The sequence below is a fragment of the Aeromonas sp. FDAARGOS 1404 genome, from assembly GCF_019047085.1.
Classification (GTDB): domain Bacteria; phylum Pseudomonadota; class Gammaproteobacteria; order Enterobacterales; family Aeromonadaceae; genus Aeromonas; species Aeromonas veronii.
The window spans coordinates 2,678,365-2,697,019 of sequence record NZ_CP077237.1; the positions used below are offsets into that span (position 1 = coordinate 2,678,365).

15 protein-coding genes are annotated in these 18,655 nt (G+C 60.4%); 11 read left to right on the forward strand and 4 right to left on the reverse strand.

What is annotated here, in order from left to right; all coding sequences use genetic code 11:
- Positions 1-350: 350 nt before the first annotated feature.
- Positions 351-662, reverse strand: coding sequence for a DUF1145 domain-containing protein (locus I6L34_RS12475; RefSeq protein ID WP_058056286.1), 312 nt, complete (start codon positions 660-662; stop codon positions 351-353).
- Entirely contained in the window at positions 646-1,275 is a 630-nt protein-coding gene (gene rsmD, locus I6L34_RS12480) for a 16S rRNA (guanine(966)-N(2))-methyltransferase RsmD (RefSeq protein ID WP_005339991.1), read from the reverse strand. Before rsmD ends, I6L34_RS12475 begins: the two co-directional genes overlap by 17 nt.
- A gap of 110 nt (positions 1,276-1,385) precedes the next feature.
- Here rsmD and ftsY point away from each other — a divergent pair, with 110 nt between their 5' ends.
- The 10 genes from ftsY (at position 1,386) to hutH (ending at position 13,103) form a co-directional block, all read left to right on the forward strand.
- Positions 1,386-2,957, forward strand: coding sequence for a signal recognition particle-docking protein FtsY (gene ftsY, locus I6L34_RS12485; RefSeq protein ID WP_216954775.1), 1,572 nt, complete (start codon positions 1,386-1,388; stop codon positions 2,955-2,957).
- A gap of 89 nt (positions 2,958-3,046) precedes the next feature.
- A complete protein-coding gene (gene ftsE, locus I6L34_RS12490; RefSeq protein WP_005339995.1) occupies positions 3,047-3,715 on the forward strand; it encodes a cell division ATP-binding protein FtsE in 669 nt (222 codons plus the stop codon).
- Positions 3,715-4,668 carry a permease-like cell division protein FtsX gene (ftsX, locus tag I6L34_RS12495; protein ID WP_005339996.1) on the forward strand — a complete coding sequence of 318 codons (954 nt, stop codon included), beginning with the start codon at positions 3,715-3,717 and terminating at the stop codon, positions 4,666-4,668. The genes ftsE and ftsX overlap by 1 nt, the downstream gene beginning before the upstream one ends.
- 451 nt (positions 4,669-5,119) lie before the next feature.
- Entirely contained in the window at positions 5,120-5,974 is an 855-nt protein-coding gene (gene rpoH, locus I6L34_RS12500; protein WP_041209606.1) for an RNA polymerase sigma factor RpoH, read from the forward strand.
- Positions 5,975-6,099: 125 nt separating this feature from the next.
- Positions 6,100-6,759 carry a carbonate dehydratase gene (can, locus tag I6L34_RS12505; protein WP_033112576.1) on the forward strand — a complete coding sequence of 220 codons (660 nt, stop codon included), beginning with the start codon at positions 6,100-6,102 and terminating at the stop codon, positions 6,757-6,759.
- Between the two features lie 11 nt (positions 6,760-6,770).
- Positions 6,771-7,475, forward strand: coding sequence for a histidine utilization repressor (hutC, locus tag I6L34_RS12510; RefSeq protein WP_216954776.1), 705 nt, complete (start codon positions 6,771-6,773; stop codon positions 7,473-7,475).
- Positions 7,476-7,629: 154 nt separating this feature from the next.
- The gene (hutI, locus tag I6L34_RS12515; RefSeq protein WP_254202856.1) at positions 7,630-8,865 is read left to right on the forward strand and encodes an imidazolonepropionase; all 1,236 of its coding nucleotides are present in this window, start codon (positions 7,630-7,632) and stop codon (positions 8,863-8,865) included.
- Positions 8,858-9,802: a formimidoylglutamase gene (gene hutG / locus I6L34_RS12520; RefSeq protein WP_216954777.1), complete on the forward strand. Its 945-nt coding sequence runs from the start codon at positions 8,858-8,860 to the stop codon at positions 9,800-9,802. The genes hutI and hutG overlap by 8 nt, the downstream gene beginning before the upstream one ends.
- Before the next feature lie 54 nt (positions 9,803-9,856).
- Entirely contained in the window at positions 9,857-11,566 is a 1,710-nt protein-coding gene (gene hutU, locus I6L34_RS12525; RefSeq protein ID WP_216954778.1) for a urocanate hydratase, read from the forward strand.
- Positions 11,567-11,570: 4 nt separating this feature from the next.
- Entirely contained in the window at positions 11,571-13,103 is a 1,533-nt protein-coding gene (hutH, locus tag I6L34_RS12530) for a histidine ammonia-lyase (protein ID WP_216954779.1), read from the forward strand.
- A gap of 145 nt (positions 13,104-13,248) precedes the next feature.
- Here hutH and I6L34_RS12535 read toward each other — a convergent pair whose 3' ends face one another.
- Positions 13,249-14,346 carry a calcium:proton antiporter gene (locus I6L34_RS12535; protein ID WP_040069504.1) on the reverse strand — a complete coding sequence of 366 codons (1,098 nt, stop codon included), beginning with the start codon at positions 14,344-14,346 and terminating at the stop codon, positions 13,249-13,251.
- A gap of 300 nt (positions 14,347-14,646) precedes the next feature.
- Positions 14,647-16,173, reverse strand: coding sequence for an EAL domain-containing protein (locus I6L34_RS12540; RefSeq protein WP_216954780.1), 1,527 nt, complete (start codon positions 16,171-16,173; stop codon positions 14,647-14,649).
- Between the two features lie 504 nt (positions 16,174-16,677).
- Here I6L34_RS12540 and I6L34_RS12545 point away from each other — a divergent pair.
- Positions 16,678-18,606, forward strand: a complete 1,929-nt coding sequence (locus I6L34_RS12545; protein WP_058056293.1) for an EAL domain-containing protein — start codon at positions 16,678-16,680, stop codon at positions 18,604-18,606.
- Positions 18,607-18,655: the final 49 nt, after the last annotated feature.

An 18,655-nucleotide genomic window follows, 5' to 3' on the forward strand; every position in this document is an offset into this window, starting at 1 on the left:
GGACACTCTCGGGATGGGAGCAGAACGAACGGAACCGCGTTCTTCAGGATGAACAGGACCTCGCCGGATGCGAGAGGAATACTTCAGGATGAAGTGAGATAACCCGGATGGTTATCTGTCAGGAAGACGCAAGGAACCCCACAGGACGTGGTAATGGACACCTCCAGGATGGAGACAGTGAAGCAGTTCAGGATGAATTGCCAGGCCAGGAACGCCGCAGGACACGCCAACGGATTGGAAAGGGGATATTCCAAAGGATTAGGATAACGTCAGGGATTGCAGGGAGCATTGCAGTTCTACGGACAGGACGACACGACTCTAGGGGACGGCTACCGCCGTCCCCTTTTCTTTTATGGTTTGTCCGAGAGATTGCCGCGCTGGGCGGCGTTGACGATCTCTTGCAGGCGCTGACGAATGTCGACCATGCCAAACACGCCAAATATCAGCACAGTGACAAATTCGGCCTTGGTGACAGCGAAGTAGCGTTTGCAAGCTGCCTTGATCATGCTGGCCTGCAGCCAGTGCAGCAGGGCGACGATCACGCCGCAGACCGGCAGAAAGCCGTTGAGTTTGCCGGGCAGCGGGGCGATCAGGCTTATCAGCACGCCAAACCAGAAGAACAATATCAGCCCCATCGCCAACAGATTAAAGACTCGCTTCATTGTTTACCTCCCTTAGATAGAGTTGATAGCAGACCTGACCGGCTTGTTTGTCCTTGAGTAGTTGCCAGCTGGCGGGTAGCGCCAGATCGGCCATCTCCTTCTCCCGCTCCAGATAGATGAGGGCGTCCGGCGCCAGCCAGCCGCGCTGCTCCAGCAGTTCGCACACTTGCGGCAGCAGCTCGCGGCGAAACGGCGGATCGAGGAACACCAGATCAAACGGCGTGGCCGGGCCTTGCAGCCAGCTCACTGCATCTGACTGGATCACCTGACCCTGGCTGCTGCCGAGGGCGGTCAGGTTCTTCTTGATCTGGTCAGCGGCCCCTTTGTCCATCTCGATCAGGGTCACCTGCTCGGCATAGCGCGACAGCGCCTCCAGTCCGAGTCCGCCGCTACCGGCAAACAGATCCAGGCAGCGGGTGCCACGAATGTGGGGGGCCAGCCAGTTGAAGATGGTCTCCTTGACGCGATCCGTGGTGGGTCTGAGCCCCTCCACATCCTTGACCGGCAATTTGCGGCCTCGCCACTGGCCGCTGATGATTCTTACAAAGCCCGATTTTCCTTGTGGGGCGGGACTCTTGCTCGGGTTGCTACGGCTGGATTTCACTCTGGGCATCGCGTTTCATCGTCAGAAAATAAAGTGGTAGTATAAGGCGGTTCATTTTTATGCCGACCCGCCAAGGGACGGCTATCTTAGCAGTCAGCCTTTGATGTGAGTATTTTTAGATGGCAAAAGGTTTGTTTTCCTGGCTGGGTTTCGGCCGCAAGAAAGAAGAGGCTGAGGCTGTCCAACCACAGACACCCCAAGCCACCCCCATCACTGTAGAGCCCGAGGTCACTGCTACCCCCGCTCCTGTTTCCGATACAACAGCTTCCGATAGTACGCCGGCTGTGGCCCCCGAAGTGCCTGCCAGCGCACAGAATCCCGTTTTACAAGATGATTGCTGCCCGCCGACCGAGCTGGACGACCGCGGCCCGCTGGTGGTGGAGGAGTGCGCTTCCGATCTGGAGCCGGTGATCGTCAATGAAGCACTGATCGCCGAAGAGGATCGTGCCGCTGAAGCCGCTCGCATTGCCGCCGAAGCCCGCGCTGCGGAAGAGGCTCGTATTGCTGCCGAAGCCCGCGCTGCGGAAGAGGCCCGTATCGCTGCCGAGGCTCGCGCCGCGGAAGAGGCTCGTATTGCCGCCGAAGCCCGCGCTGCGGAAGAAGCTCGCATTGCCGCCGAAGCTCAGGCTGCGGAAGAAGCCCGTATCGCCAAAGAGGCCCAACGCGCTGAAGATATGCGCCTGGTCGCGATGGAGGCTGAGGCCGCTGCACTGGCTGCTCTGCCGTTGGCCGCCAAGGTGGACGACGACACCCAGGACAAACCGCAGCGGGAGGGCTTCTTTGCTCGCCTCAAGCGCAGTCTGGTGCGCACCAAGGAGAATATCGGTTCCGGTTTCTTCGGCCTGTTCCGTGGCAAGAAGATCGACGATGAGCTGTTTGAAGAGCTGGAAACCCAGCTGCTGACCGCCGATCTCGGTGTGGATACCACTACTCGTATCATCGAGGGGCTGGTGCAGCACGCGGACCGCAAGCAGCTCAAGGATGCCGAGGCGCTCTACGGCCTGCTCAAGCAGGACATGGGCGAGATGCTGGCCAAGGTCGAACAGCCGCTGGTGATCGACACCAGCAAGAAGCCTTATGTGATCCTGATGGTCGGCGTAAACGGCGTCGGCAAGACCACCACCATCGGCAAGCTGGCCAAGCAGTTCCAGGCTGAAGGCAAGAGCGTGATGCTGGCGGCGGGTGACACCTTCCGTGCCGCAGCGGTCGAACAGCTGCAGGTTTGGGGTCAGCGCAACAACATTCCGGTGATTGCCCAGCATACCGGTGCCGACTCCGCTTCCGTGATTTATGACGCCATCGAGGCTGCCCGATCCCGTGGCGCCGATGTGTTGATCGCCGACACCGCCGGTCGCCTGCAGAACAAGAGCAACCTGATGGAAGAGCTCAAGAAGGTGGTGCGGGTGATGAAGAAGCTGGATGAAGAGGCTCCCCACGAGATCATGCTGACGCTGGATGCCGGCACCGGCCAGAACGCCCTGAGCCAGGCCAAGCTGTTCAGTGAGGCGGTGGGCCTGACCGGTATCACTCTCACCAAGCTGGATGGCACGGCCAAGGGCGGCGTCATCTTCGCGGTGGCCGACAAGTTCCAGATCCCGATCCGCTATATCGGGGTGGGCGAGGGGATCGATGATCTGCGTCCCTTCGTTGCCAACGATTTCATCGAGGCGCTCTTCAGCCGCGATGAATAAGTCCGGCCGCGATGAGTCAGCTCAGCCGTGATGAGTAAGTGTTCCATGCCCCGACTCCGGTCGGGGTTTGTCAATTTCAGGGAACCGTTATGATTCGTTTTGACAAGGTCAGCAAGGTATACAGCGGCGGCCATCAGGCGCTGCAAAAGGTCAGCTTTCACCTGCGCAAGGGGGAGATGGCCTTTCTGACCGGGCACTCGGGGGCGGGCAAGAGTACCCTCCTCAAACTGATCAGCGTGATGGAGCGCCCGACCGATGGTCGTGTCTTCTTTCATGGCGATGATGTCAGCCATATCCAGCGCAGCCAGATCCCCTATGTTCGTCGCCAGATCGGGATGATCTTTCAGGATCACCGCCTGCTGATGGACCGAACCGTGTTCGACAACGTAGCGCTGCCGCTGGTGATCGATGGTTACAGCCATGCGGACATCAACAAGCGGGTGGCGGCGGCGCTCGACAAGGTGGGGCTGCTCGGCAAGGAGCGTTACCAGCCGCGGATGCTCTCCGGTGGTGAACAGCAGAGGGTCGGCATCGCCCGTGCCATCGTCAACAAGCCGCCGCTGCTGCTGGCGGATGAACCGACCGGCAACCTGGATCCCCAGCTCTCCATGGATATCATGCGGCTATTTCAGGAGTTCAACAATTTTGGGGTCTCGGTGCTGATTGCCACCCACGATCTGGGGCTGATCGCCCGCATGCGCTATCGCACCCTGACCCTCAAGGCGGGTCGCATGTATTCGGCCGGGGAGGAGCTCTGATGGCTATCGTTCGTCATAAACAACCGCCGCTGCGCCGTCTGATGATGTACGGGGTTGATCATGTGCGGCAGGCGTTTGCCAGTCTCGGGGAGCTGTGGCGCAATCCGCTCGCCTCTCTGATGACGCTGGCGGTGCTTGGCGTCAGTCTGGCGCTGCCATCCTGCTTCCACGTGCTGCTGAAAAACGCCGAGGTCGTGGAGGGGAGCTGGCAGAGCAGTTCCCAGATCTCCCTTTACCTGCGCAAGGATCTGCCGGAGCAGAGCATTCTCGATCTGCAGCACAGGATCCTGCTCTATCCCGAGGTGGATTCGGTCACCTACCTGAGCCGTGACGATGCGTTGCGGGAGTTTCGTGAGATCTCCGGCTTCGGCGATGCCCTCGATTATCTGGACAGCAACCCGCTGCCGCCGGTGCTGAGCGTCATTCCGGATCCACGCTGGCAGAACCCTGAAGGGGCCGCCGAGCTGCTCAGCAAGCTCAATAACGAGGTGGGGGTCGAGCAGGGCAAGCTGGATCTGCAGTGGCTGACACGACTGCAGGGGATCATGAACCTGCTGCGCCACACCATTACCGGTATCGCGGTGCTGCTGCTCTCCGCCGTGTTGCTGATCGTCGGCAATACCCTGCGTCTCAACATCCTCAACCAGCGTTCCGAGATTGAAGTGCTCAAGCTGGTGGGGGCGACCGACTCCTTCATTCATCGCCCTTTCCTCTATACCGGTATCTGGTTCGGGGTGATCGGCGGCATGCTGGCCTGGTGGCTGACCGAAGTGATGGTGATCTGGAGCGAAGGGGTGGTGAAGGAGCTGGCGGGCTTGTATAACAGTAACTTCCGGTTGGTTGGCATGGGGGCGGTAGACGGGATCAATCTGATCTTGCTGGGCGCCCTGCTGGGGCTGATTGCCTCCTGGTTCTCGGTCCATCGCCACATTCGCGACATCGAACCATCCTGATTACTTTGTCATCAAAGTAAATCGCTGGATTTTGAGAGGCGGATCAAGTAAAAGAGGGGCCGTTTCTGGCTTGGCCCCCATAGTCAGAGTATTCTGAATAACAATGATCTTCCGGATCTTCGCTAGATCCAGTGAACCTTCTGATTTATAAGCAGTCTATTAAAGCTGAAGCATTTATACGGGTGTGGCCCCTCTGCCTTGCTCGTCAGACTTGGCAAGCATGTGAAGGTTGCGAGCTCCGCAACAATGGACTTAGCATGCTACTTTTCGGGGGTCCTTCATTGTGACCCCCTTTTTTTGACTGTTCATTCATGATTCATCCTGCAGGCTTAAGATAAGCCGGTCTAAAACTGGGCATGTTCTTTGATACACGCCGCAGAATGGCATCCGGTCAGTAGACAGACCCTCTCAGGGTGTTAGACTGATTCGATTGAAAAGTAAGAGGTAACAGATGGGAACTTCATTGCAGCGCACTATGGCTCTGATTCCGCAAGGTAGTCTGGAAGGCTATATCCAGGCAGTAAACTCTATTCCTGTGCTGAGCGCAGAGGAAGAGCGTGAACTGGCTGAGCGTTTGCAGCAGGATGGCGATCTCGAGGCTGCCCGCCAGCTGGTTATGTCGCACCTGCGCTTTGTCGTTCATGTCGCCAAGAGTTATGCCGGTTACGGTCTGCCGCAGGCCGATCTGGTACAGGAAGGCAACATCGGTCTGATGAAGGCGGTCAAGCGTTTCGACCCGAGCGTCGGCGTGCGTCTGGTTTCCTTCGCCGTGCACTGGATCAAAGCCGAAATTCACGAATATGTTCTGCGCAACTGGCGCATGGTCAAGGTGGCAACCACCAAGGCCCAGCGCAAGCTCTTCTTCAATCTGCGCAAATCCAAGAAGCGTCTGGGCTGGCTGAACCACGAAGAGGTGAAGGCCGTGGCTGCCGATCTCGGGGTTTCCGAGAGCGACGTGACCGAGATGGAAGCGCGCATGAGCAACTACGATCAGGCGTTCGATCTGGTTGGCGATGATGAAGATGAGGGCGGTTTCGCACCGGTTCACTATCTGGAGGACAAATCCTCCGATCTGGCCGCGACCATCGAGAACGACAACTGGGACGATCATGCGACCCGCCGTCTGAGCTCGGCGCTCTCTTCTCTCGACGAGCGCAGCCAGCACATCATCCGCGCCCGCTGGCTCGACGATGACAGCAAGACCACTCTGCAGGAGCTGGCCGATACCTACGGCGTCTCCGCCGAGCGAGTGCGTCAGCTTGAGAAGAACGCGCTCAAGAAGCTGAAAGATGCCATGGAGGCTTGATGCCTCCGCGCTGAAAACAGGGCCTGATGGCCCTGTTTTTGTTTCTGCCGCCGGTAATCGGGGCTTGCCCTGATAACCCTTGGGTATGTTATGTTGCCGCCACAGCCACATGATGGAGAGCAGAAGTGAAACTGTTGAAGGACCTGTTTACCAATAACCGTGAGTGGGCCGAGCGGATCAAAGCGGAAGATCCCGCCTTCTTTGCCACCCTCTCTGCCCAGCAGGCTCCCGAATACCTCTGGATCGGCTGCTCCGATAGCCGGGTGCCCGCCAACCAGCTGATGGGGTTGCTGCCGGGGGATGTCTTCGTTCACCGCAACGTCGCCAATCTGGTGGTTCACACCGATTTCAACTGCCTCTCGGTGCTGCAATATGCGGTCGAGGTACTCAAGGTGAAGCACATTATCGTCTGCGGTCACTATGGTTGCGGCGGGGTCAAGGCGGCGATGCAGAATCAGGAGCTGGGGCTCATCGACAACTGGCTGCGCAACATCAAGGATGTCTACTTCAAATATGGTGAAGAGCTGGAGGCCATCGAAGATGAGCACGAGCGCTTCGACTATCTGTGCGAGCTGAACGTGGCCGAGCAGGTGGCCAATGTCTGCCACACCACCATCATCCAGAACGCCTGGCGCAAGGGGCAGGAGCTGGCCGTCCACGGCTGGATCTACGGGATCAAGGATGGTCTGCTGCACGATCTCGATCTCTGCATCAGCGGGCCGGATCAGATCCCTGACGTCTACCGCGCCTGGCCGGATATGCGTCCGCCGCACCGTCGGCGCTAAGGAGCATCCCGTTGGCGCCAGCCCTCTATCTGCAGATCAAGCAGCACATTCTGGATCGGATCCGCGAACGCCACTATCAGGCGGGGGATCGGATCCCGACCGAAGCCGCTCTGTGCGAGCAGTTTGTGGTGAGCCGGATGACGGTCAACCGGGCGCTGCGCGAACTGGTGGCGGAAGGGTGGCTGGTGCGTACCGCCGGATCCGGCAGCTTCGTGGCGGACAGGCGCACCGAATCGCCGCTGCTGGCCATTCGCAACATAGCCGACGAGATTGCCGAACGGGGCAGCGAATACAGCGCCCGGGTGATCCGGCTGCAGCGGCTGGCCGCCGACGAGAAGGTGGCGGTGCAGCTTGGGCTGCGGGTTGGTGCCCCCATCTTTCACAGCCTCATCGTCCATCAGGCCGATGGCGAGCCGTTGCAACTGGAGGAGCGGTTCGTCGATGCCGAGCGGCTACCGGATTATGGTGAGCAGGATTTCACGAAACAGACGCCCAACCGCTATCTGATGGAGCTTTGCCCCCTGTCGGAGATGGAGCACGTGGTGGAAGCCGTGTTGCCGAGTGCCGGTGAGGCTGGATTGTTGCAAATTCGCGTGGATACACCCTGCCTATTGTTGCACAGGCGCACCTGGTCGGAAGGACATCTGGTCTCCTACGCCAGATTGCTCTCCCCCGGTTCCCGCTACAAGCTGAGCTCCAAGGCGCAGCTGTCTTGATTGTCTATACAAATTGACTCTTCTCAAGCCCACCTCTGGTGGGCTTTTTTGTGCTTAAACTCTAAGCGTGATGCTGTTATCAGGTTGTGAATCCTGCTCTTTATTTCGCCGGATGGATCGATTATAAGGATATGTATATACATTTGAGGTCGCTATGAACAAGGAACTGTTGAACTGCGAGCGGGTCTGGCTCAACGTGACGCCCGCCACCCTGAATGCCGGACTGGCCGATTACGGTCTGCTGCCGCTCCATGCCATCGGCGTGAAGGATGGCAAGATCCACACCCTGGTGCCGATGGCCGAGTTGAAGGGGCCGCCTCCCGCCCATTGGCTGGATATGCAGGGCAAGCTGGTCACCCCCGGCCTTATCGATTGCCACACCCATCTGGTCTTTGCCGGCAGTCGCGCCGAGGAGTTCGAGCTGCGTCAGCAGGGGGTGCCCTATGCCGAGATCGCCCGTCGGGGCGGTGGCATCATCAGCACGGTGCGTGCTACCCGCGCCGCCAGCGAGGATCAGCTCTTTGAGCTGGCGCTGCCGAGGGTGAAATCCCTGATCCGCGAAGGGGTCACCACGGTGGAGATCAAGTCCGGCTATGGCCTGACGCTGGATGATGAACTCAAGATGCTGCGGGTGGCCCGCCGACTGGGAGAGGCGCTGCCGATCCGGGTCACAACCACTCTGTTGGCGGCCCATGCGGTACCGCCGGAGTATCGCGACGATCCCGACAGCTGGGTCGAGACCATCTGTCAGGAGATTATCCCGGCCGCCGCCAAAGCGGGCCTGGCCGATGCGGTGGATGTCTTCTGCGAGCATATCGGTTTCTCGCTGGCCCAGACCGAGCAGGTCTATCTGGCGGCGGATCAATACGGCATACCGGTGAAGGGGCATATGGATCAGCTCTCCAACCTTGGTGGCAGCACCCTCGCCGCCAACTTCGGCGCCCTTTCGGTGGATCATCTGGAGTATCTGGATCCGCAGGGGATCCTGGCGCTGGCCCAGCGCGGCGTAGTTGCCACCCTGCTGCCCACCGCCTTCTATTTTCTCAAAGAGACCAAACTGCCGCCGGTCGCCGCGCTGCGCAAGGCGGGGGTGGCGATGGCGGTCTCCTCCGACATCAACCCGGGCACGGCCCCCATCGTCTCGCTGCGGATGGCGATGAACATGGCCTGTACCCTGTTTGGCCTGACTCCGGTGGAGGCGATGGTCGGGGTGACCCGCCACGCCGCCAAAGCGCTTGGCGAGCAGGAGCGCTTTGGCCAGCTCAGGGTGGGGATGGCGGCCGATTTCCTGATCTGGCACTGCGCCCATCCGGCCGAGTTGAGCTACATGGTCGGCGTCGATCAGCTGGCAGGCCGCATCTTCAACGGCGAGGAGACCCTCCATGGATAAGTTCAACCCGATCGACATGGCGCTCTGGCAGGGACGACAGGATCCGGAAGATGGCGAACTGGCCCTGCGCTGGCACGACAAGGTGCTGCCCTGGGCCGCCGGGGCACAAGAGGCAGCTGGTGTAGTGCTGCTCGGTTTTGCCTGCGATGAAGGAGTGCGCCGCAACAAGGGGCGTGTCGGCGCCGCCGGGGCGCCGCTGGCGGTGCGCAAGCTGCTGGCAAATACCGCCTGGCACCTGAATCGCCCCGTCTACGATGGCGGGGATGTGAGCTGTACCGATGGGGATCTCGATGCCGCCCATGGCCGTCTGGCCGAGCGGGTCGCTGCTGCGCTCGAACTGGGCCACTTCCCGCTGGTGGTGGGGGGCGGCCATGAGGTGGCCTTCGGCAGTTGGAGCGGCCTTAACAGTCATCTGGGCGGCAGTGGCAAGGTCGGCATCATCAACTTCGACGCCCACTTTGACCTGCGGATGAAGCAGGAGCTGGCCAGCTCCGGCACCCCCTTCTTCCAGATTGCCGAGCAGTGCGCCGCTCAGGGCACACCGTTTCACTACGCCTGCCTCGGGGTGGCCGAGACCGCCAATACCCAAGCCTTGTTTGCCCGTGCCAAGGCGCTGGGAGTGTGGCATGTGCTGGACGAGGCGATGACCCAGACCGGGCTGCCAGCCTTGCTAAGCGGACTGGATGCCTTTATTGCCGATTGTGATCACCTCTATCTGACCATCGATCTCGACGTGCTGCCCGGCAACCTGATGCCGGGAGTGAGTGCCCCCGCCGCTCGCGGCGTGGAGCTGACGGTGATCGAACCGCTGATCGCCCATATCCGGGCCAGCGGCAAGCTCAGGCTTGCTGATCTGGCCGAGTACAACCCGACGCTGGATCAGGACAACCGCAGTGCCCGCGTGGCCGCGCGACTGGTTCATCTGTTGACCCGTTAACCCCTTTGGCCGCCCGTCGCCGAAGGCACCCTATTGATACAACAAGGAGTGTGTATGTCTGTGCAACAGCAGGATCCCCGTCATGATCCGAACCGCGTGATCCGTGCCCCGCGCGGCACTGAACTGACCGCCAAGAGTTGGCTCACCGAAGCGCCGCTGCGGATGCTGATGAACAACCTGGACCCCGACGTGGCCGAGCATCCCCAGTCGCTGGTGGTCTATGGCGGCATCGGTCGCGCTGCCCGCAACTGGGCCTGCTTTGACAAGATCGTCGAGGTGCTGACCCGGCTCGAGGAGGATCAGACCCTGCTGGTGCAATCCGGCAAGCCGGTCGGGGTGTTCCAGACCCACAAGGATGCGCCCCGGGTGCTGATCGCCAACTCCAATCTGGTGCCGCACTGGGCCAACTGGGAGCACTTCAACGAGCTCGATAAGAAGGGCCTGATGATGTACGGCCAGATGACCGCGGGTTCGTGGATCTACATCGGCACCCAGGGGATCGTACAGGGCACCTACGAGACCTTCTTCGCGGTGGCCAACCAGCACTTCAACGGTGAACCCAAAGGGCGCTGGATCCTGACCGGTGGTCTCGGCGGCATGGGCGGTGCCCAGCCGCTGGCCGCCACCATGGCCGGTTTCTCGATGATCGCCGTGGAGTGCGACGAGACCCGCATCGATTTTCGTCTGCGCACCCGTTATGTGGACAAGAAGGCCCACACTCTGGATGAGGCGCTGGCCATGATTGAAGAGGCCAAACAGAGCGGCAGCGCCGTCTCCGTCGGCCTGCTCGGCAACGCTGCCGACGTGTTCGCCGAACTGGTGGCCCGTGGCATCACCCCGGACGTGGTAACCGACCAGACCTCTGCTCACGACCCGATCCACGGCTATCTGCCACAGGGTTGGAGCGTTGCCAAGTGGCGCGAGCTGCAGCAGAGCGCCCCGCAGGAGGTGAATCTGGCCGCTCGTCGCTCCATGGCCCGTCAGGTGGAGGCGATGCTGACCCTGCAGGCTCGCGGTGCGGCGACTCTGGATTACGGCAACAACATCCGTCAGATGGCGCTTGAGGAGGGGGTTGCGAATGCCTTCGACTTCCCCGGCTTCGTCCCCGCCTATATCCGCCCGCTGTTCTGCGAGGGGATAGGCCCGTTCCGCTGGGTGGCCCTCTCCGGTGATCCGGAAGATATCTACAAGACCGATCAGAAGGTGAAAGAGCTGATCCCCGATGATCCTCACCTGCACAACTGGCTCGACATGGCCCGCGAGCGCATCGCGTTTCAGGGGCTGCCGGCGCGGATCTGCTGGGTTGGGGTCAAGGATCGGGTACGCCTCGGTCTGGCCTTCAACGAGATGGTGAAAAACGGCGAGCTGAAAGCCCCCATCGTCATTGGCCGCGACCATCTGGATTCCGGCTCGGTGGCGAGCCCGAACCGCGAGACCGAGTCGATGATGGATGGCTCCGATGCCGTCTCCGACTGGCCGCTGCTCAACGCCCTGCTCAACACCGCTGGCGGCGCGACCTGGGTGTCGCTGCACCACGGCGGCGGGGTCGGCATGGGCTTCTCCCAGCACTCCGGTGTGGTGATTGTCTGCGACGGTTCCGATGATGCCGCCAAGCGGGTCGGTCGCGTGCTGCGCAACGACCCTGCCACCGGGGTGATGCGTCACGCCGATGCGGGCTACGAGATTGCCATCAACTGTGCCCGCGAGGCGAAACTGGATCTGCCGATGATTGACGGCGCCAACGGTGTCAAAGGAAAGGTGTAACACCATGTTTGAATTGACTATTACCCCGGGCGAGCTGGATCTTGCCACCCTGCGCCGCGTCAGCCGCGAGCCGGTACATATTGCACTGGATCCGGCGGCGTTGCCGGCGATCCACGCCTCTGCCGCCACTGTCTCCCGGGTGATCGAGCAGGGACGTGTGGTGTACGGCATCAACACCGGCTTTGGCCTGCTGGCCAACACCCGCATTCCGGTGGATCAGCTCGACGAGCTGCAGCGATCCATCGTGCTCTCCCACGCTGCGGGCATCGGCACCTATATGGATGACGCCACCGTTCGGTTGATGATGGTGCTCAAGCTTAACTCGCTGGCGCGTGGCTTCTCCGGCATCCGGCTGGAGGTGCTGGAGGCGCTGATGAAGCTGGTCAACGCCGAGGTCTATCCGCTGGTGCCGAAGAAGGGCTCCGTCGGCGCCTCCGGCGATCTGGCGCCGCTGGCCCATATGAGCTGCCTGCTGATCGGTGAAGGCAAGGCTCGTCACGACGGGCGCGAGATCGATGCCTGCGAAGCGTTGCGGATCGCCGGGCTTGAGCCCATCGCGCTGGCACCGAAAGAGGGGCTGGCGCTGCTCAACGGCACCCAGGCGAGCACCGCCTTCGCGCTGGAGGGGCTGTTCCACGCCGAGGATCTGTTCGCCGGAGCCATCACCATCGGAGCCATGAGCGTGGAGGCTGCCCTTGGCAGCCGCCGCCCGTTCGATGCCCGCATTCACGCGGTACGCGGTCAGCGTGGCCAGATTGATGCCGCTGCCTGCTATCGCCATCTGCTGGGGGATCTCAGCGAGATCGGCATGTCCCACCACAACTGCGAGAAGGTGCAGGATCCCTACTCATTGCGCTGCCAGCCGCAGGTGATGGGGGCCTGTCTGACCCAGATCCGTCAGGCGGCCGAGGTGCTGGTGTGCGAAGCCAACTCGGTCTCCGACAACCCGCTGGTGTTTGCCGATGACGAGGAGATCCTCTCCGGTGGCAACTTCCACGCAGAACCGGTGGCCTTCGCCGCCGACAATCTGGCGCTGGCTATTGCCGAGATAGGTTCCCTCTCAGAGCGGCGAATGGCGCTGCTGATCGACTCGCGGATGTCCGGTCTGCCGGCGTTTCTGGTCAACAACGGTGGAGTGAATTCGGGCTTTATGATCGCTCAGGTCACCTCGGCGGCGCTCGCCTCCGAGAACAAGACTCTGGCTCATCCCGCCTCGGTGGATAGCCTGCCTACGTCGGCCAATCAGGAGGATCACGTCTCCATGGCGACCTTCGCTGGCCGCCGGCTTGCCGATATGGCCGAGAACACCCGCGGCATTCTGGCAGTTGAACTGCTGGCGGCGGCACAGGGGCTCGATTTTCGCGCGCCGCTGCGCAGTACCGAGCTGATCGAGCTGGCCAAGGGACGACTGCGGGCAGAGGTGAGCTTCTACGACAAGGACAGGTACTTCGCGCCGGATATCGAAGCTGCCGCCGCCCTGCTGGGCCGTGCCAGCTACAACGACCTGATCCCGGCCGGGGTGCTGCCCAGTCTGTAAGCCTTGATCCCCCTTCTCTCCTGGCGGGAGAAGGGTTGGGGATGAGGGGGAAGCCGCTTCACAGGCGCCGGTGACAGCCGGGAGCAGATAACAAAAGACCGCCCAATCGGGCGGTCTTGGCGTGTCTGACGTTGGCTGAACGCGGTTATTCGTGTTCGAACATCAGGAACAGATAGACCACGAACAACACCAGATGGGTCGCACCATGGAGCACATTGGTGCGGCCGCTGCTGAAGGTCACTTTACAGACCATCAAGGTCGTGACCAGCAGTACCATATCGGCGGGGGAGAGGCCGAGGCGCACCTCTTGACCCAGCATGGAGCCGATAAAGAGCACGGCAGGCACGGTGAGGGCGATGGTGGCCAACACCGAGCCGAAGTAGAGGTTCATTGCCCGCTGCAGCTGGTTGTTGAAGGCGGCCTTGATGGCGCCGACTGCTTCGGGGGCCAGCACGATGCAGGCGACGATAAATCCGCCCAGTGCAGCGGGTGCTTCCATCACATGCACCCCGTAGTTGATGGGGATGGCCAGGGTCTTGGCCAGCAGGATCACCACCAGCAGGTAGGCGAGCAGCAGGATGGTGTGATAGACGTTGCTCTGCAGCGGGCCGTGGTGCTCCTCATAATCCTCATGATCGCTGTCGACGAAGAAGTGGCTGTGGCTGCGGGTCTGGATCAGCAGAAAGACCCCGTAGAGCAGGATCGAGATGATGATCAGCATCCACGACATGGCGCGCGACATACTGCCGATTGCACCACCCTCGGTGAAGTTGGGCAGCACCAGACAGAGCAGGGCCAGCGGGATGATGGCCACCAGATAGGATTTGACCCCGTCCAGATTGAAGCTCTGGGTGTGGTAGCGCCAGCCGCCAAACAGCAGGGTGAAGCCCACCAGACCGGTACTCACCAGCATCACTACCGCAAACATGGTATCGCGGGCCATGGTGGGGTTGGGTTCACCGGTCAGCATCACCGAGGAGATCATCACCACCTCCAGCGAGATGACCGAGAGGGTGAGGATCAGGGTGCCGAAGGGTTCGCCCAGCTTGATGGCGAGGGCATCGGAGTGGCGCACCACCGAGAAGATGGCCCAGGTGACGATGGCCAATAGTGCCGCCGAAACAGGAAGATAGATCCCGAGCGGAGTTGTCTCTGTCAGCAGGTCACTGCCCAGGGTCTTGAAAAAGAGCAGGGTCAGCAGGCCAACGGGCAGGGCAATCTCTTGCCGGATAACTGTCTTCATAGGCAATGGTTCTCTATTGGGGGTCTTGACGACCGGATGACATAAACAGGCTGCACGGTTATCGGTTGCGCAATAACCGGCTCCTTATGATAAAGGTTGTTATCCCCGTCAGGGCAGATCATTTTGTTGCTGAATGTAAATAAGGGGTGGCAGGAGGCGGTTCGACTTCACCATGGCGCCGGGCTAAGGCCAGTAGGGGGATTTACCCGCCTGATGGTCGGAGCGCTACCGCCAGCATCAACCTGATGATGTCGAGCCGCTGGCCAAACTGTTTCGCGGCCAGATCCTGCCATATCTGCGTTAGCTGGCCTTCTGGTGTTGCAACTGCCACTCCCGTTGCCAGTGGGTCAGTATCTTCAGCGGCATGGGCTTGCCGAAGAAGTAGCCCTGGATCAGATAGACGCCGTGCTGGCTCAGATAGTCGACCTGCAACTGGCTCTCGACCCCTTCGGCGATCATCTCCATGCCCGATTCCCGACCGAAGACGATGATGGCATCCAGTACGCTGCGCTTGAGGTCGTTGGTGCCTATGGTATCGACGAACATCTTGTCGATCTTGATCTGGCGGATCCCCAGGCTCTGCAGGTAGGCAAAGCCGCCGTAGCCGGTACCAAAATCATCCAGCTTGAAGTGATACCCCATCTGTTGCAGCAGGGTGATCTCCTCGGTGGCCGCCTTGATGTCGAGGATCGGCTTGCGCTCCGTCAGCTCGAAGGTGAGCCGGGTGGGTGAGGGGTTTTGGCTGTGAGCGAGCAGGGTGCGCAGCAGGGGCTGCTCGATATGGGCCGCCACCAGATTGACGCTGACCCACTGCTCCGGTGCCAGCTGCGGCAGGTCAGTGATCACCTGCTCCAGCAACTGTTCGGTCATCGGCAGGATCAGTCCCTGCTCCTCTGCATATTCGATAAAGGTGCCCGGGGGGATCAGCTCGTTTCCCCGCTGCCAGCGCAGCAGCGCCTCGAATCCCACCACTTGGTGGGTACGAGCATCCACTATCGGCTGGTAGAGGGGAATAAATTCCTTGCGTATCAATCCTGTTTGCAGCAGTCCTTTGAGAGAGCGCCGATAGCTGCGCAGCAGCCAGTATGTGACGCTTAACAGGGCTCCGAGCGCGATACCGAACCAGAGACCGTAGTGATTGAGTTGGTCATAGGCATATTGCTCCAGCGCTTTTCCCGCCCAGACCGTCTGTTTGGTGAGTTCATTGGGATCGAAGAAACTCAAGCTGATATTGCTCTCTTCCTGTTTGATCTCCTTGTCGCCACGGGGAAAGTGGACTGTGCTTGCATCGGTATCCTGTCGACTGAACTCCAGATAGAAGCAGTGGCTACAGGGGTGTTGCAGCAGGTCGTGGCTCCAGCTGTTATCCAGCACCCAGTAGGCGAGGTTGCCGCCGGTTCGGTAATAGGCCACCAGCTCCTGCTCGGTATTGTATTTAGCTACGGTGGCAGCGACCCCCAGTTTGCCGAACTTCTGCCCGCTGTCTTGGAGTTCCTTGATCAGCGGGATCCCCACCCCCAGGCTGGAACAGCTGTTGCCGGAGGCGAGTTCCAACCCCTGCAGGCGGATATGAGTGCTGTAGAAGCGCGGATCGCGCAGCAGCTCCATGTCTTTGGCGCCGCAGTTGAACTCAAATCGTGCCAGCTGGTTGTTGATGGCGGCATCCAGCTCCCGGTGGCGTTCTGCCATGGCCCCCCTGAGCTCGGCAACCTTCTCTTTCAGCAGATGAAAGGTCATCGGCTTGGCAAACCACAGGCCGAGAAACTGGCTGCCCACGACAGGCAGGACGAACAGCAACAGAGCGATCCAGACGGGTGATTTACGCAAAGGAAGTACCTGCCAGTTTCATGAGACACAAATGGACTTTGCCATCATAGAGCATTAGTGCAATCAATTTGAGTCCGACTTGTCACACTTGTTGATTGATTTTTTAACTGCATGATTTTAAATGTGTTTATTATTAACTTTGGCTAGATTCAATCGCTGACCTGTCATAAATGACAATTGCTCAGCTTATCCGAACTGCATTAGAGTAGCCCTGCGGTTTGACTCACCGTGTGTTCAATACTCCTGTATCTGTTTTTTGTCAGTAGCACAGAGTGTTAGTTTTGATATGAGTGTTCCTTTTGGTCCCCTTTGAGGGACCATTTTTCTGTCTGTCATCCCGCCCTGTCCCGCATCTGTAGCCCGTCATCCTTGGTATTCTGCCTCTGCTTTGGGTTATGCTTGCCCGCTTAAATTGCAGAAGCGGGATCTTCATCCATAGCTGTGGCCCGATCGCCGCTGCTACCATGAGGCGACATGGATGATGCTGGGCATACGGAAAGGCGCATGAAACTCACTACACAGCTTGTCTCATTTATCACCCTTTGCGTGATCGCAGCCATGGCGACCGTGCTGATTGGCGGGGTGTTCAGCTTTCGCGAGCTGGGCATGGAGTTGCAGCAAAAGAAGGTGGATGCGCTGGTCGAGGTGATCGACAAGCAGCTCGATGTTGCTCACGACATGGAAGATATGAGCCACTGGCTGCCCACTCTGCTGCGGGCTGCCCATGTGGTAGAGCTGGAGGTGCGTCAGAATAACCAGCGGGTCTACTGGTTCCGCGATGTGCGCAATCCGGTCGACGAACAGCTGCTGGTGCCATACAGCCACCCGCTGCCCCATCAGGCCGGTATGCAGGCCAACTTCAAACTGGAGCGCCCCTTCAAGGAGGCGGAATACTCCATCAAGGCGATGTCCGGCATCTCGCTGGGCATCTTTATCGTGGTGTTCGGTCTCTGGTACTCCATCCGCTGGCTGCGCCAGCAGTTGCGCGGGGCCGAGCTGCTGGGCATTCGCGCCCAGCTGATCCTCGATGACAAGCTCTCCAAACTGAGTCATGACCCCGGCGAAGAGTGGCCGGTGGCCGCCAGTCAGGCCCTCGATCATCTGCTCGCCGAGCTGGCGGATGCCCGCAAGGAGCGCAGCCGCTTCGACAACTTCATTCGCAGTAACGCCTTCGTCGACAAGATGACCGGCATCGGCAACCGGCTGTTTTTCGACAACCGGCTGGAGAGCGCCATCATGGAGGCGAGTGTGATGAGCGGCGGCGTGCTGCTGATCGATCTCGCCTGTCTGGAGGAGCTGGAGGCCGATCAGTTCGAGTTGCTGGGGCACGATTTGATGATGGAGGCGAGCGCCACCATCGGTGCCTTCGTGCGCAAACACAACGGTGCCCTGCAGGCTCGCTATGCCGGTCAGGTCTTTGCGGTGCTGCTGCCCAATATGTCCGAGAGCGAGATGGTGGATAGCGCCAGCCAACTGCTCAAGAGCCTGCAACGGCTGCATTGGCCGCAGGAGGTCAATCCGGAGACTGCGGTCTATCTCGGCGCCGTCTGTTATCAGGCACAAGACAGCCTGCTCAAGGTGCAGGAGGAGGCGGAGCTGGCCCTCAAGAGCGCCCGTCTGCAAGGGCACAACGGCTGGTTCCTTTACGAGAAGCAGCTGGATGAGGAGCAGAGCAGCAAGGGGACAGTACGCTGGCGCACCCTGATCAGCCGCCGTCTCGAAGAGCACGGCATCGAATTTTACACCCAGCCGATCCAGCAGGATCGGGGGCAGGTGGTGTTGCAGCAGGAGCTGCTCACCTATCTGCACGACGAGCAGGGGCGTGCCCTGCAGGCGGGGATCTTCATGCCGATGGCGGAGAAGGTGGGCTTGTTGCTGCAACTGGATCGGCTGGTGGCGGAGCGCACTCTCGCCCTGCTGCGCCAACGATCCGAGCAGAGCTGCCCCATCAGCCTGACCCTCAGTGCCCAGAGCCTGCTCAACCGCGAGTTCCAGCGCTGGCTCTTCTTCGCCCTGTTCCAGCTGCCGCGCAGCACCAACGAGCGGTTGATCCTGCAACTCTCCGAATCCCAGGTGACCCGCCACTTCGAGGCGCTCAAGCGGCCGCTGCGCTCCTTGCGGATGCTGGGTTGCCAGCTGGCCATCGATCATGCCGGTCAGGATGTGGTGAGCACCCAGTACATCAAGGAGTTCGAGATCAACTTCCTCAAGCTGCACCCCAGCCTGGTGCGGGAGATCCATGCCCGTCAGGTCAACCAGATGGCGGTGCGCAGTCTGGTAGGCGGTTGTGCCAATACTCGCACCCGGGTGCTGGCAGTGGGGGTGGAGAGTGGCGACGAGTGGAAGATGCTGCGCCACCTCGGGGTGCATGCCGGGCAGGGGCCCTGGTTTGCCGAGCCCCAGCGTCTGGTGCTGGAACCGGCTGGTGATTGAGATAAACAACAGAGGGTCGCCTTGGGGCGACCCTCTGTTGTTTGCGGTT